This window comes from Fibrobacter sp. UBA4297 (genome assembly GCF_002394865.1).
GTDB lineage: Bacteria > Fibrobacterota > Fibrobacteria > Fibrobacterales > Fibrobacteraceae > Fibrobacter.
This window is the reverse complement of record NZ_DGUZ01000023.1, coordinates 171,759-196,952: the sequence shown is the minus strand read 5'-3', so window position 1 is coordinate 196,952 and position 25,194 is coordinate 171,759. Positions and strand designations below refer to the sequence as shown.

The window sequence follows — 25,194 nt, the reverse complement described above, 5'->3', positions numbered from 1 at the left end:
CTTCTTTCTTTTAAAGCAGAGAATCTAGCGCGACGATGGCGACAAGGCTGTGCTCGCTCTCGCCCGATTCAAAAATTGTCCAGGCATCAGGAGCCCACCCGTAGGCGTTCATCGTGAGTTCGTTGCCCATCGCAATTTCGGCGGCTTCGACTTCTTCCCACTTGATATTCCCGGTTGGCGCCTTGTAGTAGCGCAACATGCCAATCGCGTCCATCATCTCGGGATAGTTGTCTACGAGCTCGTAAACGCAGTCCTTGTAGCTCTTGCCGCTCACGCGCACGACTTCGAACGTTCTGTTGTCCTGGAGAAATTTGCACAAGTCGTCGCGGTGCATGCTGATCTTGGCCGTGCCGCTAAAAAAAGTTACGAGTTCGCGAAAAACTTCCGAATCTTCTTCGAGGAGCGGCGATAGTTTTTTGATAAGCGATTTAATTTCTTCAGCCATGCTCTAAAGATAAGAAATTTGTATTTTACGAAGGCGGTCAGGATTGGAGCTTCTAGGAATAGCCTCCTTTTTTGAGGCTTTTTTAAGGCATAAGCTCTAACCCCTAGCCGCTGTGGACTAACCACTTTTTATATCTTTATGGCGAAAAAGGGCTCCAGGGAAGTACCTTGGGGAAACCGTTTCGGTTGTCAAAGAAATAAAACGAAGGATTTATGGCAAATCGTGTTGTTATCGGCTCCCAGTGGGGCGACGAAGGAAAAGCCAAGGTTGTAGATTTCTTAACGCTCGATGCAGACTATATCGTGCGTTTCCAGGGCGGTGCTAACGCCGGTCACACTGTGGAAGTAGGCGACAAGAAGTTCGTCTTCCACCTTATTCCCTCGGGCATTATGCACCCGGACAAGATTTGCGTCATCGGTAACGGCGTCGTGCTCGACCCGATTCAGACATTGAACGAAATTGCAGACCTCCACACGAAGGGAATCAACCCGGAAGGCCGTCTGTTCATCGCTGATAACGCACATGTCGTGCTCCCGTACCACTCCACCTTGGACCGCGCCAAGGAAAAGAAGGCCGGCAAGGCTGCTATCGGTACCACGGGTCGCGGTATCGGTCCGTGCTATAGCGACAAGGTGAACCGCATCGGTGTCCGCGTGGGCGACCTCATGGACGAACGTGAACTCCGTCCGCGTGTCGAAGCTATGGCTAAGGTCCACAACGAAGAATTTAAGGTGATGTACGACGTTCCGGAAATCGATCCGGAAGTGGTCATCAAGGACTACCTCGAACTCGGCCAGAAGATCAAGCCGTTCGTGCGTGACGTGAGCGAAATGCTCTACAAGGCCGTCAAGGAAGGTAAGCGTCTCGTGTTCGAAGGCGCTCAGGGCACTATCCTCGACGTTGACCAGGGTACTTACCCGTTCGTGACCTCCAGCAACACTGTTGCCGGTTACGCAAGTTGCGGCGCTGGCATTGGCCCCACGGCTATCGACCAGGTTGTCGGTGTCGTGAAGGCTTACACGACTCGCGTGGGTAATGGTCCGTTCCCGACGGAACTCTTGGACGAAACGGGCGACACGCTCCGCAAGATCGGTAACGAATACGGTGCAACGACTGGCCGTAACCGCCGCTGCGGTTGGTTTGACGCTCCGGTTGTCCGCAAGGCCGCCGTGGTGAATGGCCTTACGCACCTCGCCATCACGAAGCTCGACGTGCTCGACACGTTCGATACCATCAAGATTTGCACTCACTATGAATGCGACGGCGAAAAGATCGAAAACTTCCCGAACCAGCTTTCCAAGGTCGGACGTTGTGTGCCGGTTTACGAGGAAATGCCGGGCTGGAAGTGTGATACCACCAAGTGCCGCAAGCTCGAAGAATTGCCGGCTAACGCTCGCAAGTATCTCGACCGCATGGCGGAACTTGTCGGCGTGAAGATTGGCATGATTTCTATCGGTGCAAAGCGCGACCAGAGTATCATTGTTGATTTAGACTAAACAAAAAAAAGGGAAGGAAAAATGGATACATCCACAGTTGATTTGCTGAAGGGCGTCGAGCTCTTTTCGGAGTTGAACGAAGAACAGTTGGGGATGATTGCCAATCTGGTAATCGTCAAGAACTACAATCGTGATGAGACTGTGGTCTTGGAAGGTGACGATTCTGTGCAGGCTCTGTACTTGATTGCCACTGGTTCCGTGCAAGTCTACATGACAGGCATCGACGGACGTGAAACCATTTTGTCCTTCCTTGAACGCGGGGACTTTTTCGGGGAAATGTCGCTGATTGACGGCGAACCCCGGTCTGCCTCCGTCCGTACGGTGACTGACGCCAAACTTCTCGTCATCCACCGTGAATCTTTCCTTAGCTTGCTTCGCAAGTCTCCCGAAATCGCCATGGCCCTCATGAGCGAACTTTGCAAGAGACTCCGCAAGGCGAACAAGCAGATTGGCTCTCTTTCGACCATGTCTGTATCTGGTCGCGTGGCGGGTACGCTCCTCAACCTGATGCAGGAACGCGGTGTCCGCATCCATACGGACAACGGAAACATGGTGACCGTTATCCACAATCGTCCGACGCAGCAGCAGCTTGCCGACATGTCCGGGACGACTCGTGAAACGGTGAGCCGCATTTGTTCCTTGCTTGTAAGGGCTAACGCCATTGCAATGACCGGCAAGGATATCGTCATTTTTGACGAAGACGCTCTCCAGGAAAAAGCTACTAAGGGCTAAGCCCAAGAATTTGTTATGAATAAAATAAAGTCGCTTTGGAACAAGGTTAGACAAACCGCCATTTTCAAGGCTTTCGTCATTTGGATTGTTGTTGTAATCGCGCTTGTGATTATGGTCGATAAGCTCTTGATGCCTGCGTTTGCGGGCGCTTTCGCAAGCACGGGCGCGGTGCCAAATCTCGAAGGCATGTCCGAAAAGGCTGCAGAAACGGCATTGACGGAAGCGGGTTTCAAGTTTGAATGGATTAAGGAAGGCCGCTACAGTTCACAGATTCCGGCGGGAATGGTGCTTGTGCAGATGCCAAAAGCTGGCCGTATCGCAAAAATTGGCCGTACCGTGAAACTCACGAAGAGCCTTGGGCTTCGCAAGGTGGTTATCCCGGATTTGCGCGGCAAGAGCCAGAAGCAGGCCGATATCTCGCTTGTCCGTGCAGGCCTTGTCAACGGCGGTACAATTCAGGGCGCTCACCAGAGCATTCCTCGCGGTGCCGTGATTCGTACGCTTCCGCTTGCAGGCGATACCGTCCGCGTGGGCGATACGGTGAAGGTTGTGATTTCGGCTGGCGCTACGACTGGTAGAACATTGCTCCCCAATTTTGAAGGCATCCTGATGGACGAAGTTTATCCGCAGATGGATAGGCTTGGTTTCAAGGTGGGTTACATCAAGCGCCAGAAAAGTGAAGATGGCGCCCGTCCCGGTTCCGTGATTGAGACTTCTCCGAAGTACGGTGACTATCTCAAGCCGGGTTCCCGCGTAAACTTTATCATTGCTGACTAGAACTTTTTAGGGAGTTTTTAATGCGTCATGTCTTTTTTCCATGGGTGCTTTCTTTGGGTATGGCCGCTTTGTGCGCCTGTAGTTCTGCACCTGCCAAAAAGACTGATGTCGCAGCCAAGACTTTGACTTCGGTCGACTCCGCTGTAATCCAGAAGGTCGTGGAATCCAAGGTGGAAAAGCCAAAGGTCGAGGTTGACCTCGAGGCGGCCCACGAATTTTTCTTCCTTGCTAAAAACATGGAAATGCGTGGCGACCAGCGTGAGGCGGATTTCTTTTGGAAACAGGCCTACAAGGCAGACCCGACGAGCCGTTATTTAGGTTTCGGTGTGGCAGAACGCCTGGTTGCTGCGGGTGAAGATTCTCTTGCTCTTGTCGAGGCGCAAAAGGCCTCCCGCCTTAAAGGCAAGCGCACTGCGGCCCAGTATGCTTTGCTTGCGCGACTCTACGTGAAGGCGGGCGAAGCCGATTCTAGCCGCAAGTATTTTGTGCTTGGCCTGGATTCCTCGCGTTATCAGGACTTGGGCTTGCTTTATGACTACAGCCTGTTCCTTGAAGCTCTCCGTGACGAGAAAGAACTTGTCCGTATTTACGATTTGCTTTTGCCGAAGGTCAACTATATCTCGACCTTGTTCCAGCGTCAGCTTTCGCTCCTTTTGGATATGGGGCGTGATTCTGCTGTAGTTGAACTGTTCGGTAAAGCTCACGATGCCACGGGCGACAAGCAGATGCTTTTGCAGAAGGTGCGCGGCCTCATGGCGATGAAGCGCTTCAGGGAAGCTGCCGCTATTGCGGATACGCTTACGAGTGCAAAACCTGAAGACGAAGAAATGACGATTTTGGTGCTTTCTTCGATGCCGGGGGATAGCGCTTATGCATTTGCTCGAAAGAAATATTACGATGACGGCGTCAGGACGCCTGCGGTGCTTTGCTTTATCGGTCAGTATGAATATGATATCGGCATGCGCGATAGCGCGAAGGTCCACTTGCTTGCTTCCATCGATAAATTGCAAGGCCAGCCGAAATATGCGAACCGTGCATACCTTGGTCTCGTGAATATCTTTGCGAGCGAACAAAATTACGCCGAAGCAATTAAGTATGCCGAAAAGTCCGATTCTGTATCGAACGGCGATACGAGAATGTTGTTGGCTTCGGTCTATGCACTTGCAGACAAGTTTGACAAGGCGTTCCCGTTGCTGGATTCGCTTATGCAGTTCTGGGAAACGTGGAAACCGCTCCCGGGCGTTGTGGATTCTGCAAATATGGTGCAGCTGAAAAACGAGGCGCAAGTTAGGTACTTGCAGGTCTTGGACATTTATTCGAGAGCGCTCATCGGTGAAGCTCTGGAATTGGAAAAGGATACACGTGCTGATTCGCTCAAGAAGGCTCATGCTGTTAACAATCGCACACGTGCCGAGGCCATGCTCGAAAAGTTCTTTGCGAAGGATTCCTCGTACAATCGCGTGCGCCTCTCGATGGCGATGAACCTGGAACGCCTCAAGCGCTATGACGAATCGTTCCGGCATTTTGAATACCTCTTGAAACTTTCGGAATTCTCGCCGCGTGAAAGAGCCTCGACTTTGAACTATTACGGCTATTCGCTCATCGAATTGAACCGCACGCCTGCCGAAGTCGAGAAGGGCTACAAGCTCGTGCTCGAAGCGCTTGCTCTCGAAAAGGATGGCGATGGCAAGGACGCTTATTTGGATTCCAAGGCATGGGGCTTGTACCGCTTGGGCCGTTTTGATGAAGCTTATGAGGCCATGCAGCTGATCGATAGCAAGAAGATGAGCCGCGACGATGTGTTCTGGGAACACATGGGCGCCATTCAGGAAGCTCTCGGCCTTAAGAAAGAAGCTCGTAAGTCTTACAACAAGTTGAAGAAGCTCAATCCCAAGCACCCTGCCGTACTGAAGTTCTTTGGCAAAAAGAAGTAGGGGCTTATGGCTATGGCGGTAGCGAAAAACGGCGCCTTTTTGCGGGGATTTTGTGCGCTCCTCCTGCTTTCGCTTTTCTTGATGGGCTGTACTGGCGGACATCAGGCGGCGTCAAACGCTGCGGAACCAGCCGAAGCCCCTGCAGATAGCCTGCGTGCAAAGTTTTTACTCACCATACATTCGGTGGACGGAAAATCGCAGGAACTGGATGCGGTGCTTTTCTCTGTGCCCGGCAAGCGCTACCGCATGGAGCTGACTGGCTCGCTAGGCATTGGTGTGGCCTCGCTCTTGTGGCTCCCTGAAGGCTGGCAGATGGTTTTCCCGACTGAAAAGCTTTATATGCAGGGGGCGGGCTATATGGTCGGGCTTTTGAACGATCCTTCGCTTCCGCTGGTGCACATCCATCAAGTTGCTGGGCTGTTCGAGGGGCGTGTCGTGCCCGAAAATCTTGAAGAAGTCTCGGTGCGGGATTCCGCCTGCGTCAGCGATTCCGGCGCTGTTGCCACAGGCGGATGCATAGTCAAGATTCACGAAGCTCGCGATGCGCTGACCCGCCACTTTACTTATGCCGAAAAAAATGGCGAGGTGCTTTGGCTCAAGATGCTTGGCCGCGATGGCAAAGACGAAACGCTTGTAATTGAGGAATATAAGGAATTCTCCGGTGTGAAAACGCCTTCAAGAATATCATTTGTTCGTGATGATATGGTTTTCCTTGAAATTCGCGTGCGTAAAATTGATCATGGAAAGAAATTTGGCTTGGGCACTTGGCGCCTCAACATCCCGCGGAGCTATCAGCGTATCGGTGGGTAATTTCGTAGATTTTGCTCGCCTTACGCAGTTGTCCTACTTCCTATTACTAAGTTGACTATAAAACCTAAAAAACTAAGTTCTAGGTTCTAAGTTCTAAGTTCTATTTTAGTAAATTATAAACATGAAGTTAAATGCCAAGATTTTCGCATTGTTTTTGGGTGTCCTCTCTTTTGCGTCTTTCACGCATGCGGCGGACACGCTCGAAGTTTTTGTGTTGCGTGTGCAGTTTAAAAAGGAGTCTCCGGATAACTCGCTCACTACAGGTACCGGGCGATTTGGCTCCGATACGGCAACGTATAACCTGGACCCCTCCGAAAGTCGCGGGAACAAGTATTACTGGGAAAAGCATTTGCAGTTTGCGAATTCCTATTACCAGGCGGCGAGCGGTGGCAAACTCGTCATCAAGGCGACGATATTCCCTGAAAATGGGACGGCTTACGAAATCAACAAGCCGATAATCGACTATAACCGAACCCAGAAACTGAAGGGCGAAAAGACGGCTGCGTATGACGAAGCCCGTAGCCATGACTACTTGCGTTTTGTCTATGACGCGGTGATGGCCGCGCACAAGTCCGAAGATGGATCTCCGTTCAAGATTCCGCTTTCCGAAAATCCGAATACCAGACGTTCGTTCATGATTGCGCATGCGGGTGCTAACCGCTTGCTCGATGGCGGCAGCATGGGGACTAAGGGCGCAAATACTCCGGGGGATTTCCTGGATATTTACATTGGAAGGCCGGACTGGATTTACCTGCAGAGTGATTCGCTTCCGGAGCTTGTTGTTTCTGATGATTCCCTGTACAATGGCCTTGTGCTGAAGGGTTCTGCTATTGATACGCTCAAGAGCATCATGGTGGTGAGCGAAACGGCGTCGCAGGATGGCCTGAACTGGGGCATTAACGGTATTGTGGTGAACCAGATTGGCCGTGAACTTGGCATGCCCGATACCTACGACCGTGTCCAAGGAATTTCTCGCCTGGGCTATTTCGATGTGATGGATTTTGCAGGCTACAATACGGGTAACGGATTCTTCCCGGTTTTGCCGGCTGCATGGGAACGTGCCTACATGGGCTGGTCGAATGTCAAGGAAGTGCACCCGACGGCAGGGCATCCGGTGACGGTTGATATTGCGGCGGCGGGTAGTGGCCTTGGCACCGAAATCGTGAAGGTCGCCTTAAGCGCAAACGAGTACATCTTGATCGAGAATCGTCAGCGTTCTTGGGACAAAGACGGCATGGTGACGGTTTATCTTGGCGAGGCTAAGCAAAATAACGATGTCGAAAAACGCTCGGTCATTGCGGATAGCCTGAATACAGTTTTTGAAGACAGCCTTTGCACGGATGGCAAGTGCAAGCGTAATACGAACATGGCAAAGGGTCTCGTTCTGGGCGTGAGCAGCTTTGATGCCGCTCTCCCGGCAAGCGGCATTGCCGTGTGGAAAGTCAACGACTGGTACTTGCGCGAAACCGTACAGTACGGGGCTGCAAACCTTTGGGGCGGTAATGATTATCGCGACCACCAGTTCGGGCTTTCGCTTGTGGAATCTGATGGCGTGCTGAGCATTGGCAAAACCTTCAAGAATGCCATTGGAGAAGACGCCTATGATTTCGGAAGCGGTGCCGACCTGCTCCCGCATGCTCGCTATTCAAAGGACAAGAAGCCCAGGGATACTGTCATGGCTATTCTCCCGACGGGCTATGCCAATACGGCTACGACGCAGGGCGGTCATACGGGAATCAAGATTTCTGTTGAGATCCCGAAGGATGCCCGTATCGAAAGGAACGCAAACTCGTTCAGAGGCGATAGCGTGTATAACTTTGCCGCTCCGGTGATTCGCGTGACGATTAGCGTCGATGACGGCAGCATCGAGAATTCGAAGTTCCCGAAGAATGTTGGGCTTGCAAATGCGGTGCGCGGTGCGGTGTTCGTCAATTACGAAGATGACGAGACGGGCAAGGCGATTGTGTTTGCCTCCGAAGACGGAACGCTCCAGGCGATGAACGCTCTTGGCGATTCCCTTTTTGCTTCGGATACGTCTGTCGTGATTGGGCAGGTCTCGAAAAACAAGGCTAAGGTGGATCAGCCGTTGTATCGCGTGGGTCCGAATTACGGTGCACTTGTCGGGATTGCAGGCGATGGAGAACGTGTCTATTCGTTGCATAAAAAGTATCTAGTGCGTACATCGTTTAATGCCGGCGTCCCGATGCAAGATGTAATGGACTTGCAGAAATCTGTCTCGGGAGCACCTACAATCAAGTCGGCTCTGGTCGGCCCGATTGTTGCGAACTCGCACTTGTTCTTTGCCTCTGATTCGGGATTCTGGACGGTGAACTTGACCGACGAAATGACTCGTACGTTTACTTCGACGGAAGGCGTTCGCCCGCAGGACATGGCCCTTTGCAAGACGGACAAGAAAGATTACTTTGGCGTTGTTGTGGGCGATGAAGGAAAAATCTTCATGCGCAAGTTTACGCTCGAAGACAAGGCCGATGAACGCCCGAGCTTTAGCAAGCAAAGGGCTGGCTATTCGCAGGTGTCTGCCGCCAGTGGCGAAAAGTTCCGCGTGGCTTGTACAGATTTAGACCGTGACGGAACCGTTGAGGCGGTGATGCTTGGTTCTCGCGGAACAATTGCAAGTTTTAAGCTTGGTGAAGGGGGTAAGCTCTTGTCGGAATGGAACCAGGAATACAAGCGCGGTTCTCGTGGCACGAGCGGTCTCAAGGACGAAATGTCTGGTTTTGCTCTTGGCGATATCAATGGCGACGGATACCCTGAAATCGTGTTCCTTGGCGATAACCTCGTTTACGCGCTCGACCGCTTCGGTGTGCCGGTAGAAGGCTTCCCTGTAATGATTAATCGCGGTACGCCTATCGTCGGATTCCATAGTGACCCGATTCTTGTGGATGTCACGGGCGACAAGATTCCTGAAATTCTCGTGCCTTCAAGCGATGGCCTTGTGTATGCTTACACGGGCAAGGGCAAGCGCGTTTCTGAACGCTTCCCGATTGCCGCGGGCAGTTACGAAATGAACGATTCGCTTTCGCAAATTGTTCCGATGAGCATTTACGTGACCGATGCGGTCAAGGATTCCAAGGGACCGGAACTTTACGCATTCCACAGAAATTCTGTGACCGCATTCCGCTTGGACAAGGCGGCTAACGGTGCTGAAAGGTTTGCTGGTGCATGGGCGCTCCCGGCGGGAGGCAATGAACGTACAGGATTCTTCGATGCGTCTAAGCTTGGCGATGTCAACGCCGTAAAGTCGAAGGACGAGATTACGGAATTCTTTATTTATCCGAACCCGGTGCGCGGTGGCGATGCGAAGGTGCGTATGGAACTTGGTGCAAAGCCGCGGTCCATCAAGCTGGAACTCTACGATATCACGGGACTCTGCGTTTTCAAGACGGACATCGCAGATGGCGTGGCTGGCAAGAATCAAGCCAATTTCGACTTGCGTAATCTCGGCAGTGACGTTTATACGGCACGCCTGAAGGTGAAGTTCGAAAGTGGCAAGACCAAGCAGAAACTTTACCGCGTGGGCGTAGTCCGCTAGCGGATATATTTGGGGCGAAAAGGGGGCGAAACCATGAATTGTAGACTTTATCTGTTGAGAGGCCTTGTGCTTGCGTTGTGCGCGCCAGTTCTATTTGCTGCGTGCACGGCAAGTGGCGATGCTGTCGAAAGCGAGGCCGCTTTCCCGATAGACAATGGTGACAAGTCTTCCTCCGGTCCCAAATCCTCTTCGAGTAACGACCCGTCAAAAATAGATCCCTCGATTTTTAACTTGTTCGACTGGGTGCAGATTCCCAAGACTTCAATTACTCGTGGCGTGAATTCCTTTGGAGTAAACTCCTTTGCCATCGCATCGACCGAAGTGACCCAGAAGGTCTATGAGTTTGTCATGAATGACTTGCCGAAACAGTCTAAGGAAGGCGAAAGTAGGGCCGTCTCAAACGTGGACTGGTACCATGCGGTTCTGTTCTGCAATGCGTTTTCAAAGTTAGCCGGGCTCGATACGGCTTACGTTTACGAGTACATTTCTAGGGAATCTGTCTTGGTTGGCTTGACGATTAACTATTCGGTAGCGGCAGTAAGGCTCCCGACAGAAAATGAATGGGAAATTGCGGCTCGTGGCGGCGCCACGACGACATATTACTGGGATACCGATGAGGCGTCTAAGTATGCCTATTATGGACAAACTGCTGGTCCGGATGTGGTGGCTCAAAAATTGCCGAATGAATATGGTCTTTATGACATGGCCGGTAACGTTGCCGAATGGATGAACGACTGGTATGACGCTTATCCAAAAAATAAAAGCGATAACTATGTCGGCCCCAAGTCCGGCGAATACCGCATTGTTCGCGGGGGCGGCTGGTCGGACAAGGTAACCGCGCTAGCCCCGAAAGAACGCGAAAAGCTGAGCCCGGCTCAGTCCAAGGCTACTCTTGGCTTTAGACTGGTCTATTCTACCGGTTTTTAAAGTCGTTCTCCTTTTGCCTTGTTTGAAATTTTTTAGATTATTGCGCATGAAATATGCCATTGCTGTAACCGCTCTCCTTTGCGGATTTTTTGTGGGTTGTTCCGAAGAAAAGAAGGAACCGCTTCCTGATTTGCCTCCTGTAGAAATCCCTGCGGATGTCTTTGGCTACTATTCGGGCAAAATGCCTTGCGATGACTGCAATGAGCGAGTCCTAGAAATGGACTTGCAAAAAGATGGATCTGCCCTGGTCATCGAAACGGTCTTGAAGGATTCCCTGCATGTCGATACGCTTCACGGAACGTTTGTGTACGCTGATAGCGTTGTAAAACTGGACATTTCGCAGAGTAATGCCCACTGGGCGTTCAAACGCGACAAAGTCGGGAACCTGGCCCTGTTGAAGTTTGGAAACGTGTACCGCGATGCCGATGGCTTAAAAGCGGTCATGGTCCGTTATTATAAAAAGTTTAAAAAGTAAGAGCGGGAGAATATGTTTACTGCGTTAATAGCCGATGATGAACCTCTAGCTCGTGTACGAATGCGCTCCCTGCTCGAAGCTTATTCGAGTGAAATCGAAATTTTGGGTGAAGCGTCTTCGGGAACACAGACCATTGAAAAAATTCACGACCTCGACCCGGATGTCGTTTTCCTCGATATCCAGATGCCTGACATGGATGCGTTCGAGGTCCTGAAGTCGCTCAACGAAGACGATATCCCGCTTATCGTGTTCACGACGGCGTATGATAATTTCGCTCTCCGCGCTTACGAAGAGAACGTTGTCGATTACCTCCTGAAACCGATTGACCCCGAGCGCTTGCAGGCGACGATGAGCAAACTCCGCAAGCGCATGCCGCACGAAAGCGGCCAAGGTGTGCCTGCTGATTTCTCGTGGGAAAAGTTCAAGGAGATGATGAGCATAAGCGGGCTTTACATGCAGCGTTTGCAGGTCAAGCAGTCCGACCGTATTCTGCTTGTGAACATGGACGAGGTCATCCGTTTCCAGAGCGAGGAAAAGTACACGACCGCTTACACGACTACTGCGCAGTACGTGATTGACCAGACGCTTATTGAACTGGAAAAGCGCTTGGACCCGCGACAGTTTGTGCGCGTACACCGAGCGCACCTAGTTGCCATTGACTACATCGCCGAAATCCGCAAGAACGATAGTGGGCGCCTGTGCGTGGTGCTCCGTGACAAAAATCGCACGCAGATTACGGTGAGCCGCAATTTTGTTAAGACCGTTAAGAGCCTGTAATTTGGAGTCCTGATGGAACAGACACCTGAAAAAAAATCAGCCAAGAAATTTTTGAAAACTTTTACGCGTGAAATTATTGTCCCTGTCGTCCTTGCGCTAATCGTCATCCAGTACGTCATCCAGGCGTTCCAGATTCCGAGCGGTTCCATGGAAGATTCCCTCAAGACGGGAGACTTCTTGCTTGGCCTCAAGTTCACTTACGGTTCCCCGATTCCGTTCTCGAACCAGAAGTTCCCTGGCTATACCGAACCGAAACATGGCGACGTGGTTATCTTCCGTTATCCGGGTGAACCGGAATATCCTGATAACAATCCCAAACGCTACACGCACTTGTTCAATGCGCTCATGCTTGGGAATTACTACTGGGACCACTCTCCTGAAAATGGCCAGCCGCATATTGTGCATTACGGTGATGGCCCGAAGGATTACATCAAGCGCTGCGTCGCCGTGAGTGGCGATACTGTTGCTGTGCATGGAGGCAAGCTCTTCTTGAATGGCAAACGCCAGGATTCTCTCCCAGCATTTGGTAAGTGGACTGCCAGTGTGCGCACGCTCTCGCCGCGAGATGAAGTCGAAGAATTTGTGGTGCCGTCCGTTGGCGATACGCTGTTTGTCGATTCGCTTTCGATGGTGAAGCTCTGGTGGCTACGTTCGCTCGTGGCCCAGGAAAATCCGGATTCCTCCGTGCGCCTGGAACTTTCGCTTTTGCGTAATGGCCGCGAAAACAACAATTACGTGTTTACGGATTTCAGGTTCCCGGTTGAAAATGACCGCGGTCTCCTGCTGCAGTCGATGTACGACCGGAATAGGACTGTTCGTCAGCAACGCTTTATGCAGGGCGACACTTTATCTGGCGCCATGCCGTTCAACTATTTTAGGGAAATCGCGAAGATTGGCTTTTTGCCTTTGATCGATCCGCACGATCCGCAACTGAATAGCGGGTTTACGCGCCCGGTGAGCTATGTATCGTTTGAAGGTTCCATTCTCCAGGATCTCGAAGGCAACGTGAAACGTTTGAATGTGGCAACGCCTGCCCTGGATTCTACGGACACCGCTGAAGTTGTCGAAAAGAATCATTTTGAAATCCAGCGCAGCCTTTATCTGGGTTCCGAAAAGATAGACCGCTATGTCGTGAAGTATCCGCAGTTCTTCATGATGGGCGATAACCGCGACAACTCTGCCGATAGCCGCTACTGGGGAGTGGTCTCGCTCCGCAACATCCGTGCAAAAGCTTTTGTCATCTACTTCTCGTTTGAAAATGATGATGGAAAGTTTGCTCTCGGGAACCCGTTCACCTGGTGGCGCATTCCGTTCCGCATTCGTTTCACCCGCATTGGCAAGATTATCGACCTGATTAAGTAAATGAAGTTTTCGAGTGTGGCATACTTCTTGGCGTCGTGCCTGATGATTGCCGCTTGTGCAACGCAAGTGGCGCCGACAGGCGGTCCCGAAGATAAGCTCCCGCCGCGTGTGGCTGGAGTCTTGCCTGCGCCAAAGACGGCGAACCACCCGAATGAACTTTATGTGAAACTGGAATTTGATGAATGGATTAACGCTTCGATTCCGCGTGGGGCCATAACCATTTCGCCTCCGATTGAAAAGAAGTTGCGTTACGAAGTTCACGGCAAGACGCTCGAAGTCTATTCGCGTGCGGAACTCGATACCGGTACAACTTACACTGTGACATTCGCGGGTGGCATCAAGGACTTGCGCGGAAACGCTCTTGCAAAGCCTTTTCAGGTGGTGTTCTCGACGGGTGCAACGATTGACTCGCTTTCGCTTAGCGGCCGCGTGATGGTTCCGGATTCTCTTGTTCGCAAAAAAGCTTATCCGAGCGTAGGTCTTTATCTGATGGGGCCTGAACGTGAGTCCAAACGCTATCTCGAGAAGTACCGCGATACGACCACGAAGGTGCTTGATTCGCTTCCGATGCTCACGAAGGAAGAGCCGCTTTACCTCACGGCAGCGGATAGCATCGGTAGCTTCGCGTTTACGGGCCTCAAGGCGGGGCGCTACCGTGTTGTCGCTTTTGTCGATGGCAATGGCAACCACAAGATTGAGCCTTCGTCGGAACTTGCGGGCGTCTGGATCTCGGATTTGCATCTGGATGAATCAACGCAAGATACGCTTTGGATAGCCCTTGCCGACCAGGATACTTCGCTTCTGGAAATGGACAACGTAAATCAGCCGTTTGCAAATATTCTCGAAGCGAACTTTACGCGACGTGTTTATTTCGATTCTGCCTTTGCCGATACATCCAACTGCTTTCTTTCTTCGTCCACGGGCGATACGCTTTATCCGCGACTTGTGTATCTCGGTACGTCGAGCGCTCCGCGGTTCTACTTTGACCCGAAACCGAAAGACGAAGTTTTGTACAAATTTACATGCATGGCTGGCCACGATTCTCTGAACCGCGCTTTGGATACGGTCCGCAACTATGCCGAAATCGAATGGAAAGAGATGGAAGCCGATACGCTTGAACCTTCTATCCAGACGGTCAAGGTCATGGGAAAGGCGAAAAGTGCGTTCCCGGATGATTCCCTTGTCGTGATTTATAACAAGCCAGTGCTTGATTCCCTGAAGGACATGTTCTTTATCGTCGAGAATAAAGATACAACTCAGGTTTCCGTCCGTAAGCTCGACCCTATCCGTTTTGTTGTCAAACGTGGCGAGCCCTGGCCGACCGATAGTAAGTTCTCCCTATTGCGTGGATACCAGGATACGACTTTGGCAAAGGCTGACAGTAATGGCGTCCGCGATACAGTAATTGAGACAAAATATCAAGGTAAGCTAACTTTCGAGACAATCTCTAAGTTGAAACTGGCTTCGATGGTGGGGCGAATCCCTGGCGCCAAAAGCGGTGCCATTGTACGCCTCAAGTCTGTCGAAACTGGAAAATTTGAATATGCAAAGTGTTCCCGTTATGGGGCTTTCGCTTTTAACGACCTCGTTGAGGGCGGTTACATTATTGATTATTATTATGCAGCGGAAGGTTCGGATTTGCCCAATGGCGGATCCTTGCAACCTTTCAAATACGGTTCTGCATGGCGCGCGCCGCTTGATACGCTAAAGATTAAGAGTGGAGCAAACGATTTAGAACAACTGATGCCGAACCTTCCGGCATTGCCTTAAAGGATGGATTAAGATGGTAAAGATTCCAGCATTTGTAGCGCTTGACTTGGAAACGACAGGTCTCGATTTCGAAAAAGACGAAATAATCGAGGTCGCGCTTGTTCGCTTTGAAAATGGCGAACCGAAGGAAAATCTCGATTTCCTGGTGAAGCCCACTTCCGCAGAGCTTCGCCCGTTTATCGAAACGCTTACTGGAATTAACAAGACCGACTTGGAAAGTGCATCGGACTTTGCAACGATTGCAGGCCAGATTTGCTCCTTTGTCGGTGACCTCCCGATTGTGGCGCACAACGCCGTTTTCGATTCCAAGTTCTTGAAGCAGACGTTTACGAAGGTCGGTATTTCTTACGATTCCCATGTGTTCTGGGATTCGCTCACGCTTTCGCGCATTGCGTTCCAGGATGTGCCGAACCATCGCCTTGATACGCTCGTGCAGGAACTGGGCATTGAACGTAGCCGTGCCCACCGCGCCTTGCCCGACGCCGATGCTTGCGGACGCTTGTTCGTGAAGGCTCTTGAAAAAATTTCTACGATGGACCCGTGGATTTACGATGCCCTTTCTCAAGTGGCTAAGGGTTCCGGCTACGAGACGCTCTTTACTTCGAACGTCGAAAAACTTTCTCCTCCGAAGTACAAGTTGCCTGCCGCCCCTGCTGTGGAAGCTTTGCCCAAGTCCAAGGCTCCGCGCGTGAGCGAGTTTTTCAAGGAAGGTGGATTCATCTCGTTTGTTGTCGATGATTATAAGCCACGCCACAATCAGCAGGATTTTGCCTCGGTCATGGAACGCAACATGTACAAGGGCGGCCTCTGCGTGCTCGAAGCTCCGACCGGTTCCGGAAAGACTCTGTCTTACCTCATTACCGCCGCAAACAAGGCTATCACGGGTGAACGCGTGCTCATCAGTACCGCAACGCGCACCTTGCAGGAGCAGCTCTGGACCGAAGCTATCCCGCAGATTGCAAAGATTTACAATGGCGAACTCCGCCCGGCAATTTTGAAAGGCCGCGACAACTACCTTTGCCTTCGCAAGTTCGAAGAGCTGCTGATGCACCCGCAGACGCTCCTCTCCGCCGAAGAACGCGATTCCTTCATGGCGCTTATCCCGTGGGTTTTGACGACCGAAACGGGCGACATCAACGAATGCAATTCCTTTAGCCAGAGCCGCAATCGTGTGCTTTGGTCCAAGCTCTCGTGCAGCGCCTCTTGCTGCAACGGCGAAAACCACTCGCATCACGAAAACTGCCCGGCGCTCATTGCAAAGCGCAAGGCCATGAATGCAAACATGGTGCTTGTGAACCATTCACTCTTCCTTTCGGACTTGCAGCTTGACTTTGCTTTGCTCCCATCTTACGAACACATCGTCTTTGACGAAGCGCACCGCCTGCCCGAAATCAGCAACCAGGTATTTGGCCGCTCCATCTCGTTTTTCGGATTCAGAAACATCGCGAAGACGCTTGAGCCTTCCAAGGCGGGTGGCGATGGTCTCATTGCAGAAATTGCAAGTCGTATCCCGGCAGAACAGCCGGAACTTCATGAACTCTGCGACAAGCTTTCCGAAGCTTTGGGCGAAGCCGAAAAGGCTCTGCACCGCTTCTTCATGAAAATCGGCAAGAAGCTTGCCAAGCAGAAAAATGGCCGCAGCGGCTTTACTTACACGAACAGCATCCTCGCTGAATACGAAGCAGACCCGGCAACGTTCCTTGAACAGTACAATAATGCACGTGGCTTTGCCGAAAAACTCATTGCGGCAACAGCGAACATGGATAGCCTCAAGGGAGTCGTGAGCGATCTCGATAGCCGCATGACAGAAATCGGCCATTTCATGTCAGACTTTGAATTTGTCACAAAGGCGGGTCGCAATGACTGGGTATTCTACATGGAAGAACCGTTCAACCCGCATACCATCAAGCTGCATGCGCTCCCGCTCCATTCCGGTAACGTTTGGAGAGAAAAATTCTATCCGTGGATCAAGTCCGCAACGTTTACGTCCGCAACGCTTTCTGTGCAGGCCGACCTCACGTACTTCTTGCAGAAGATGGGCATGGACAACTTGCGTCTTGGCAAACAGCCGTTCGTGCGCGTTTATACGGAACAGTCCGATGTGAACGAACGCCGTTCCGTGATGGTTGCAAAGTTCCTCCCGAAGCCTTCGACTCCAGAATTTGGCGATGCCTTGAACGAGACGCTCTTGAATGTGCTCCCGAATGTCGAAGAAAATACGATGGTGCTCTTTACGAGTGTCGCAACGATGATGAAGGCGCAGGCCGTGCTTGCCCCGGCATTTGCCGAACGCAACAAACTTTTGCTTTGCCAGCATGTCGATGGCTCGCTCGATGGCCTTGTGGCAATGTTCCGCAAGGAACGTGGCGCTTGCCTGCTCGGTTGCCAAAGCCTCTGGGAAGGCGTGGACTTCCCGGGTGATGCGCTCAAGTTGCTCGTCATCACGAAGCTCCCGTTCCCGAACCCGAGCGATCCGCTTGTCGCAGGCCTCACGAACGAGATGAAGGCTGCTAACAAGAACTTCTTCAAGGATTACTTTATCCCGGAAGCCTACATCGAACTCCGTCAGGGCATGGGTCGCCTCTTACGCTCCGATTCCGATTCTGGCAAGGTCCTCATCCTGGACAACCGCGTTGTCCTCGAACGCTACGGCAAGACCTTCTCCCGCATCTGGAACTTCAAGCAGCGCATCGCAGGCTCCGTCTCCGACATCGAACGCTTCGTGAAGTAAATCTTGCTTTGCAATGTGTCATCCTGAGCGAAGTCGAAGGATCCAGTGACTTGTCATGCCCGCCACCGCGCTGGCTTTGTCTTACATATTCCTGTTGCTTTGTCATGCCGCACTTGTTGCGGCATCTCCTTTTCTAAATAAAAATGATATATTAAAGTATTATGGGAATGGAGATGTTTATGAATAGGCTTTTAAAATTTATTACAATTTTGATTTTGTGTCTAGTTGCAGAAACTATGGCTTATGAATTTCAATTCAAACCATTTTTCTTGCAGATAAAAGATTCTAATGGTCAAACAATGGCTGAAGCTTTGAGCCGTGTTTATTATGGAAAAATTCGTGTTGATGCGAAAAAGGGGAGATGCTATTTTTTCCAACCTGAATATAGAGCTAATGATGTTGAATATGAAATAGACCATTGTATGTTGAATTATACTCAGATAAATATTTATAGTCAGGCAGATAGATTAAATGGAATTGAATTGAAAGGTTTAGCTTGGATTGAAGGAAATTCATATCGCACGAGACCTATTGGGGGCGAATGGAGCCGTTGGCGAGATTCTCAGATGTTTTCTTCGTCTGTTTGGAATCCAAGGACGGGATTGTCTTTTAGGAAGGAAAATGGTAAGTTTATTTTTGAATTAGGCGATAATCTTAAAAGAATTCATGATAAGCCGAATCAGAATAGTATTTTTGTTCCTAAAGCTCAATCTGAACCACAAAAGCCTCCTGTAAAGGGGTATATAGATATTAGAGCCAGCGGTAGTGGCGAATCAAGCTACTATGAAGAACGTCGATGATTCTGTGTTTCTTTCTGGATTACATTTCTCCATACCCCAAAGCGTAGCGACCCGAAAGGGCGAAGCCCGACCTCATACCTAGCATTTCCTTCCTACCGCCTACTGTCTACTTCCTACTGCTCGGCACCTGTTCACGTGTGTAGCCCCTTAACTAACGGCCTATTTTTTACTATATTTGGCTTCCCGTTCTCAGGTGCATAATGTTTGATTTAAGTGCTTTTTTTGATGGAATGTCCAAGCCCTTGCTTCGTAACGCCCACGCGAAGGCGTTCGGCAAAAAGGGCCTTTTAAACAATGCTCTCATCCAGTCCGAAACGCTTTCTTACTATTCCGATAAGGAACGCGTTGCGGGACTTTTTTCCAAGATGGAAATGTGGCAGCGCCGCTGCCTGAACTTGATTTACAATAGTGGCTCCAGGGGCCTTGCGTTTAATGAACTTCGCCTCACCGTTCCTGTGAGCAAGAACCGCGAACTCCAGACGTTCCTCCTTTCGATGTGCCGCGAGTACTTGATTTACCGTTCCTTTGTGGGTGGCACGCCGATTTACATGGGCTTTAGCGATTTTGTCGGCTGCTTTGACATAAAGCCCGAAGGCGAAATCGACACGGTATCTCCGCTGATTTCTTTCCAGAACCTCTTGGATTGGCATATTTGCGTCGTGCTCGCAAATGCCAAAAAGAAGCAGCTCCGCATCAACGCGAACGGAACGCTTCACCGCCGTGGCCGCCAGATCTGTGCCGAAGTGTTTACCGCATCCCGCCACGTTTCTGAAAAGGCTTGCGAACAGGAAATCTCGCTCATCTTCAGCTTCCTTGTGCAGAACGGCTGGCTCGAACGCGAGAATACATTCTTGCTCCCGTCCGCATCTGCTATTGACTTTATTCACAAGAACGGTTTCCGCCTCCATCAGGACGTGATTTCCTGGTGGATCAAGGAACGCTTCCACGGCGACCGCGACCTTTGCGCCCGTCTGCTTAACAGCATTGGCGAAGGCCTCTCCGCTGCTGACGCCGCACAGCTCTTCTGGGTGATGGACCCGTCTTACCGCCTGCAAGAAAAGAACAGGGTCTTGCCGTGGGAATTCCTGCCGCGTCCGCTTTGTGAACTCTGGATTTTGGGCCTTGTCGATTTCCGCATGGCTCAAGGCAAGGTGACTGCGGTTGTCGTAAGCAAGTCCGGCAAGGACTGGCTCGAAACTTCCATCGCCTCGATTCCCGAAGCGAATCTCACCGCGCTCCCGAACTTTGACTTGGTCGTCTCGACTGGCATGGCTCCGCGTGTGCTCTACTCCCTCGCATGCCTTGCAAAAGTCAAGAACGACGAAACGTTCCTCTGCTTTACGCTCGAAAAAGAAACGTATGTTGCAGGCCTCAAGTCGGGCTTCCCAGAATCCGAAGTCGAAAATCTCCGCAACTGGCTTAAGCCTCCTGAGAACGTGTCTTCGACGCTTGCCGAATGGAATGCCTCTTTCTACGGCGCCAAAGTGCGCACGGCCCGCCTTTTGAAGGTTGAAAGCGCCGAAGTGCTTAGCGAACTTTCACGCTTCCCGCAGTTCATGGAATGCACCGAAGAATATATTCCGGGCTACGGCTTTATTCTGAATTCCGAGAAGGAACCGCGCGCACTCGAGATTCTCGAAAACTACGGATTTTTCCCGTGTGCAGGCGAATCGAGCGAAAACCGCACGCCAGCCGCCCAAGAAGAATGGAAGGCCGAATTCTCGATTGCATGGCCCGAGGCAAAGAAGATTGACTACGAGCTGCGCGATGAAGCCGATGAAGCCTCTGCCCAGGCGACGATGGATTCTACCAAGTACGGTAGCGTTTATCAGAAACTGAGCACGTTCGATCTCGTGAAGGTCCTCCGTTACGCAAAGACCGTGGGCACCCCGCTCGCCGCAAAGATCATGGACAAGACCAAGCGAAACGCAAAGCTCGAGGAAAAGATGTTCTACGTGCATGCGCTCCACCTCGCGAAATCCCCGTCGATTGTCGAAATCCAGGAAAGCGGCAAGGAAGAAAAGTTCTCTCTCGACCTTTCGTTTATCCAAGAAATCAAGGTCCTGAGCAAGAAGGCTACCGCCCCGCAAGGGTAAGCGCTTGTTTTGCCGTTCCGCTCTTTTGCAATGTCACCCCGCACACCGTTGCGGGGTCTTTTTATATAAAAGAATACTATCGACTAGGTGAGTTGTTTTTTTTAGTTTGTGAATAAATAAATTTTGAGTAAAGTTTTTTTTTTCTTGTTTTAAATTTTTATTTTGTATATATTGTGGATGACAATGAAGGAATGAATAAATGAAGAAATTATCTTTAATGATGCTTTTTACGGCTTACTCTGTATATGCTGGTGTTTTATTACGAGCTCCTACGGAGGTGAATGTGTCTACGTATGCGATTAATGATTATTCAAGGGTGGAACGATGCAATGATTTGTCGCGGTCAATTGCTGATAAGAATAGATTTGTTGAACAAATGACTAGTCAGATAAAAGCGAAATACCCTAATACGACGGTTCGACATTTACGTGATCGGGAAAATGCTAATGCGACTGCGAATAGCTTTTTGACGGATTATACTGATGATTCAGAAATCGTTTTCTTTTCTGGGCATGGGGAACCTCAAACGCTGTTTTTCCATGATAAACAACAAGATTTTGGAATCAATACAAAAAGATTTGGTGGGAAAACTCGTTGGGTTTTCCTTGAGGCGTGTTTGTTTTTGAATGTGAATAAGAGTGATCGGTTGAGTGGTAGCTTGAGTGATAATGAAAATATTGATTATAATAAAATGGCTGTAATTGGAAGTATGTTTAATGGGGTTCATGCTATTTTGGGTAATTATGCAGTTGGGTGGCAAGGAACGATTAAAAAACATTGGTATAGTAGTGCTCGTTGGCGAACTGAAGATCGCTTTAATTATTTTGCACAATACTTTATTAAAGATGGAAATGGAATATGGGACTCTTATGTATCTGCTGTGAAAAAAGTTTATAAAAACTTTAACTATGATAGCGCGTTAGGTTATAGTGCTGGTATAACGGGGTATAAACCTGCTATTGCTTATTTCTATAAACAGGGGACAAATGGAAATGCGTTGGATATGTCCTTAGAATCGTACGCGCTTTCTTATGATGCTCCTGTAAGTGATGGCAGCGTTAGTGTGTATTCGATAAGATTCAAGGCTGTTTCTATTGGTTATCCTAAATATAATTAAGGTAAGAGGAAAGTTATTTCTTATGATGAAAATTTTAGTTACTATTTTGTTGATGTTTTGCGTATCCTATTCAAAACCAAATTTGAGGTTTGATCAATCAGCAAAAAAGTTTTTGAAAGAACGACATTTGATATCTGGTCACCGTATGAGTTTTTCTACAACAGTACGAAAAAATTCTAGAAAGTCGTTTGTGGTAGATGTGGATACAACGTCGAAGATGCAGTCTTTGATTATGCTTTCTTTAAAAGGAAAATGTAGCGTCTTGAAAAATGATGATAATTCGTTACGGATAAAAAATGATAAGTTCCGTATTGCTATGGATAAGATGAAAAAAAATGAATCGAAGTTTAGTGAGTTAGTTCTAAAAAAACTATTACCCGATTTTATTGCTAAACAATTTGATTTTATATCTCTTGATGTAGAACAACAGTTTGATCTTTATTCTGATAAAGCTGAAGAAATAGGCTACATTTTTAATTATCAAAGAGTGTATAATAACAGAATTGTTCGTAGTGCGTATGATTACCTTACGATTGCTTTAGATTCAGATGGTAAGCTCAAATGGGCTGAAATTATGATGAGTGATTTGAAAACAACGTTGGAATACGTTGAAACAGAAGAAAGCGTAGATGAAAATGAAAATGCGTTAGGTGAGGTTGTTTCTACAACCATTGATTCTTTGGAAAATAGACAGACTCATGAAAGAAGAAATGTTAAATCTGTAGTTGCCAATAGTGCTGCAGAGGCGTATTGTGAAGTTGAAGATGGTGGCAAAATAAAATTGCATCCGTGTATATCCTATACTGCAACTATGGAACTTGATAATGGGGAATCTGTATTTACAATTATAGATGCTCCGCATTCACTTAAATCATGGAGGAATTATAAAAATGGTAAGAAGAAACATATTCATTATGCTAATGGCGGCGTTAGCGGTTCTGTGTTCGTGCTCCGCAAGTGAAGACGTTGGCAATTTGAATTTTAGCATAAAGAATCGCTGTAAGGATCGTTCTGTACAAACGTTGTCTAAAAGTGATAGTGAAATTCAAGAGACCGCGACGAATGATACAGTGTATTTTGAGAAAAGGGCCAATGGTCAGGTATATGCGAATATTGAAATTCCGGTTTCTTGTGGAGATATTGAATTTTCACTTTATTCTGATATGAATGGTGATACGTTATTTGTGGATGCGAAAACGAAAGGTGGTGTTAGTACGTCATGCAGTTGCATGGCAGAGGTTGAAGTGGATATTCCGAACGATATGCTGTTTGCAAAATATCTCGTGCTACAAAGAAAGCGTTTTTTTGTTAAGACTGTTATTTTTAGAGAGTAGATTATTGCTTAAGAAAAGGTACAGTTTCATTAAAAGTGGTGTTTATACATTTTTTTTGAAGGTTTTATGAAAAATTGTTTTTATTCAATTCCTTTGTGTTTCTTGATGTCGGTGACATCCCTCTTTGCTTCTGAATCTTTCAGTGGTATTGGTGTTTCGATTTGTCAAACAAAAGATGGTGTTGAAGTTGCGGAGGTTATCCCCGGCACACCCGCTGCAGAGGCCAAGCTACAAGCAAAAGATATTATCATTGCGGTTGATGGAGAATCGCTTAAAGGTATGTCTATTGAAGTGTCGAAGTCGAAACTTCGTGGACAGGAAAATAGACCACTTGAAATCATTTTCGTCAGCAATGGTGATACACTTTCGACAACGCTTCGCCGTACTCAGATTACGGTAAAGGATTTGGATAGTGAACAAATTGAATCTTGGTATGGCAATAAGTTTGAGTTAAATGCTCAGGAGATTGAAACTTATGCTGGTGCGACTGAAGGTGACAAGCGACTGGTGGCTGTGTTGCAAAACGGAACGTTGGTAAAGTCGAAATCGCCGGTTTTTGCTAGAGGGCTAAATGGGGTTTATGTCGAAAAAAAGAACGAGTTTGCCCACAAAGTGAAACGGCCCAATTTAAATAAAAACGTATCGGCGATATTGAAAGAACTGAGTCGAACGTCGGTTGGTTTTGAACTGAAATCTGCCGGTAATGCTGTAATTACCATTATGAATGCTGATGGTTCTGTGGTTGCAACGTTTGTTTATGAAAACGCTCGATCTGGATATAATTCTCTGAAATGGAATTTGGAGAATGTTCTCAGTGGCCGTTATATGGTAACTATCGAGCACAACGGCTCTGTTAGTGGAAAAAATGTTATGCTGAAATAATTAAGTTGCAATCTATTTAGATTGTGAATGCTCCGATTTGTTAAAGTCGGGGCCTTTTTTATGAATTGGAGGCTTTGTCGTATTTCGTTTTTCGTCTAAATTACTATCATTCCTCCAATGAATTTCGTCCGCATATTCCTTTTGCTGGGTGCGCTAGCCGCGTACTCTTTCGGAGCATCCTCTTCTATGGAAAACCTTCTGTTCAATGGCCGCTGGTCCCATGCAGGCGGCGTAAGCCGCGCGAGTGCGCCCGCCGTATCCATCACGTTCAACGCCAAGGCCTCAAAGATTACGTTTACGGTCGAAGGCCATTCCCGCTGGCGCCTTGACCGCGACGGCAGGCAAATCGACCAGTTCGAAGTCGATGCCAAGGAAGAACGTTCCATCAAGGTTGAGGACGACGGCTCCTTCCATAAGTACCGCTTCATCAAGATTAGCGAAAGCGGCGTTCCCGAAATCAAGTTCTACGGCATTTCCGTCGATGGCGAATTTGGCGAAGCCCCCAAGCCCTCCAGTCGCCGCATCGAGTTCATCGGCGATTCCTTTACCGCAGGCTATGGCTGCGAAGGCTCCTCCGCCGAAGACGCTCCCGAATTCGACAAGACGAACGCCTCCAAGAGCTATGCCTACCTCCTTGCGAGCGGTTTCAACGCCGACTACCAGATCAATGCCTACAGCGGACGCGGCCTTGTGCGCAACTACGACAACATGGTGCCCGAATGGACGTACGAACGCCTCTATGATTACACGGTCATGGGCTCCGTGACCTCGTATCCGAAACCGGAACGCTGGGATTTGGAAAAGTTCCACCCGCAGGTTGTCGTGATTTTTGAAGGAATTAACGATTTTCAGGGGACTCCGCCGTATGCAGATAAAGGAAAATTCAAAAAAGCGTACGCCAAATTGCTCGATAGACTTCGCAAGGCGCATCCCGGCGTGAAATTCTTGCTCGTTTCCACGAAAGTTTGGCCGAACGATGACCTTGGACCGACAATTAAGTCGATTTACGATGAACAAGTTGCTGCTGGTCACAAGGACTTGGAATACAAACACGTGTTTACATCGAATGTCGGTCTGCATGGTCACCCCGATGTCCATTCCCAGGAAGAGCTCGCGAACACGCTGAGACCCATAATAGCACGGCTTGGACGGTGGCTTTCAAGATAATTTAGGCAC

At 49.3% G+C, this 25,194-nt stretch carries 20 protein-coding genes; 19 read left to right on the top strand and 1 reads right to left on the bottom strand.

Going from position 1 to position 25,194, the window contains the following annotated elements; all coding sequences use genetic code 11:
- Positions 1-10: 10 nt before the first annotated feature.
- Positions 11-445, bottom strand: a complete 435-nt coding sequence (locus B3A20_RS14670) for a hypothetical protein (protein WP_290766382.1) — start codon at positions 443-445, stop codon at positions 11-13.
- A gap of 212 nt (positions 446-657) precedes the next feature.
- Between B3A20_RS14670 and B3A20_RS14665 the strand changes: the two genes are divergently transcribed.
- From B3A20_RS14665 to B3A20_RS14575, 19 genes are all read left to right on the top strand, one after another.
- Positions 658-1,941, top strand: coding sequence for an adenylosuccinate synthase (locus B3A20_RS14665; RefSeq protein ID WP_290766380.1), 1,284 nt, complete (start codon positions 658-660; stop codon positions 1,939-1,941).
- A 21-nt stretch (positions 1,942-1,962) separates the two neighbouring features.
- The gene (locus B3A20_RS14660) at positions 1,963-2,673 is read left to right on the top strand and encodes a Crp/Fnr family transcriptional regulator (RefSeq protein ID WP_290766376.1); all 711 of its coding nucleotides are present in this window, start codon (positions 1,963-1,965) and stop codon (positions 2,671-2,673) included.
- Positions 2,674-2,688: 15 nt separating this feature from the next.
- Positions 2,689-3,450 carry a PASTA domain-containing protein gene (locus B3A20_RS14655; protein WP_290766373.1) on the top strand — a complete coding sequence of 254 codons (762 nt, stop codon included), beginning with the start codon at positions 2,689-2,691 and terminating at the stop codon, positions 3,448-3,450.
- A gap of 20 nt (positions 3,451-3,470) precedes the next feature.
- Positions 3,471-5,384 (top strand): hypothetical protein, encoded by a 1,914-nt coding sequence (locus B3A20_RS14650; protein ID WP_290766370.1) that lies wholly within the window; start codon positions 3,471-3,473, stop codon positions 5,382-5,384.
- A 6-nt stretch (positions 5,385-5,390) separates the two neighbouring features.
- Complete coding sequence (locus B3A20_RS14645; protein WP_290766367.1) at positions 5,391-6,194, top strand: hypothetical protein; 804 nt, start codon at positions 5,391-5,393, stop codon at positions 6,192-6,194.
- 121 nt (positions 6,195-6,315) lie between these two features.
- On the top strand, positions 6,316-9,747 hold the full coding sequence (locus B3A20_RS14640; protein WP_290766364.1) for a hypothetical protein: 3,432 nt from the start codon (positions 6,316-6,318) through the stop codon (positions 9,745-9,747).
- 33 nt (positions 9,748-9,780) lie between these two features.
- On the top strand, positions 9,781-10,674 hold the full coding sequence (locus B3A20_RS14635; RefSeq protein ID WP_290766361.1) for a formylglycine-generating enzyme family protein: 894 nt from the start codon (positions 9,781-9,783) through the stop codon (positions 10,672-10,674).
- A 46-nt stretch (positions 10,675-10,720) separates the two neighbouring features.
- Positions 10,721-11,149 carry a copper resistance protein NlpE N-terminal domain-containing protein gene (locus tag B3A20_RS14630; protein WP_290766358.1) on the top strand — a complete coding sequence of 143 codons (429 nt, stop codon included), beginning with the start codon at positions 10,721-10,723 and terminating at the stop codon, positions 11,147-11,149.
- A 12-nt stretch (positions 11,150-11,161) separates the two neighbouring features.
- A complete protein-coding gene (locus tag B3A20_RS14625) occupies positions 11,162-11,926 on the top strand; it encodes a LytR/AlgR family response regulator transcription factor (protein ID WP_290766355.1) in 765 nt (254 codons plus the stop codon).
- Between the two features lie 12 nt (positions 11,927-11,938).
- Positions 11,939-13,288, top strand: a complete 1,350-nt coding sequence (gene lepB / locus B3A20_RS14620) for a signal peptidase I (protein ID WP_290766352.1) — start codon at positions 11,939-11,941, stop codon at positions 13,286-13,288.
- Positions 13,289-15,058, top strand: a complete 1,770-nt coding sequence (locus tag B3A20_RS14615; RefSeq protein ID WP_290766349.1) for an Ig-like domain-containing domain — start codon at positions 13,289-13,291, stop codon at positions 15,056-15,058.
- 13 nt (positions 15,059-15,071) lie between these two features.
- Positions 15,072-17,789, top strand: coding sequence for a helicase C-terminal domain-containing protein (locus B3A20_RS14610; protein WP_290766346.1), 2,718 nt, complete (start codon positions 15,072-15,074; stop codon positions 17,787-17,789).
- Between the two features lie 179 nt (positions 17,790-17,968).
- On the top strand, positions 17,969-18,589 hold the full coding sequence (locus tag B3A20_RS14605; protein ID WP_290766343.1) for a hypothetical protein: 621 nt from the start codon (positions 17,969-17,971) through the stop codon (positions 18,587-18,589).
- A gap of 200 nt (positions 18,590-18,789) precedes the next feature.
- On the top strand, positions 18,790-20,685 hold the full coding sequence (locus tag B3A20_RS14600; RefSeq protein WP_290766341.1) for a hypothetical protein: 1,896 nt from the start codon (positions 18,790-18,792) through the stop codon (positions 20,683-20,685).
- 199 nt (positions 20,686-20,884) lie between these two features.
- Positions 20,885-21,802 carry a DUF6345 domain-containing protein gene (locus B3A20_RS14595; protein ID WP_290766338.1) on the top strand — a complete coding sequence of 306 codons (918 nt, stop codon included), beginning with the start codon at positions 20,885-20,887 and terminating at the stop codon, positions 21,800-21,802.
- Between the two features lie 22 nt (positions 21,803-21,824).
- On the top strand, positions 21,825-22,763 hold the full coding sequence (locus B3A20_RS14590) for a hypothetical protein (protein WP_290766336.1): 939 nt from the start codon (positions 21,825-21,827) through the stop codon (positions 22,761-22,763).
- Positions 22,764-22,776: 13 nt separating this feature from the next.
- Positions 22,777-23,136 (top strand): hypothetical protein, encoded by a 360-nt coding sequence (locus tag B3A20_RS14585; RefSeq protein ID WP_290766333.1) that lies wholly within the window; start codon positions 22,777-22,779, stop codon positions 23,134-23,136.
- Between the two features lie 66 nt (positions 23,137-23,202).
- Positions 23,203-24,018, top strand: coding sequence for a PDZ domain-containing protein (locus B3A20_RS14580; RefSeq protein WP_290766331.1), 816 nt, complete (start codon positions 23,203-23,205; stop codon positions 24,016-24,018).
- Between the two features lie 186 nt (positions 24,019-24,204).
- Complete coding sequence (locus B3A20_RS14575; RefSeq protein ID WP_290766329.1) at positions 24,205-25,185, top strand: SGNH/GDSL hydrolase family protein; 981 nt, start codon at positions 24,205-24,207, stop codon at positions 25,183-25,185.
- The last annotated feature ends 9 nt before the right edge of the window (positions 25,186-25,194 follow it).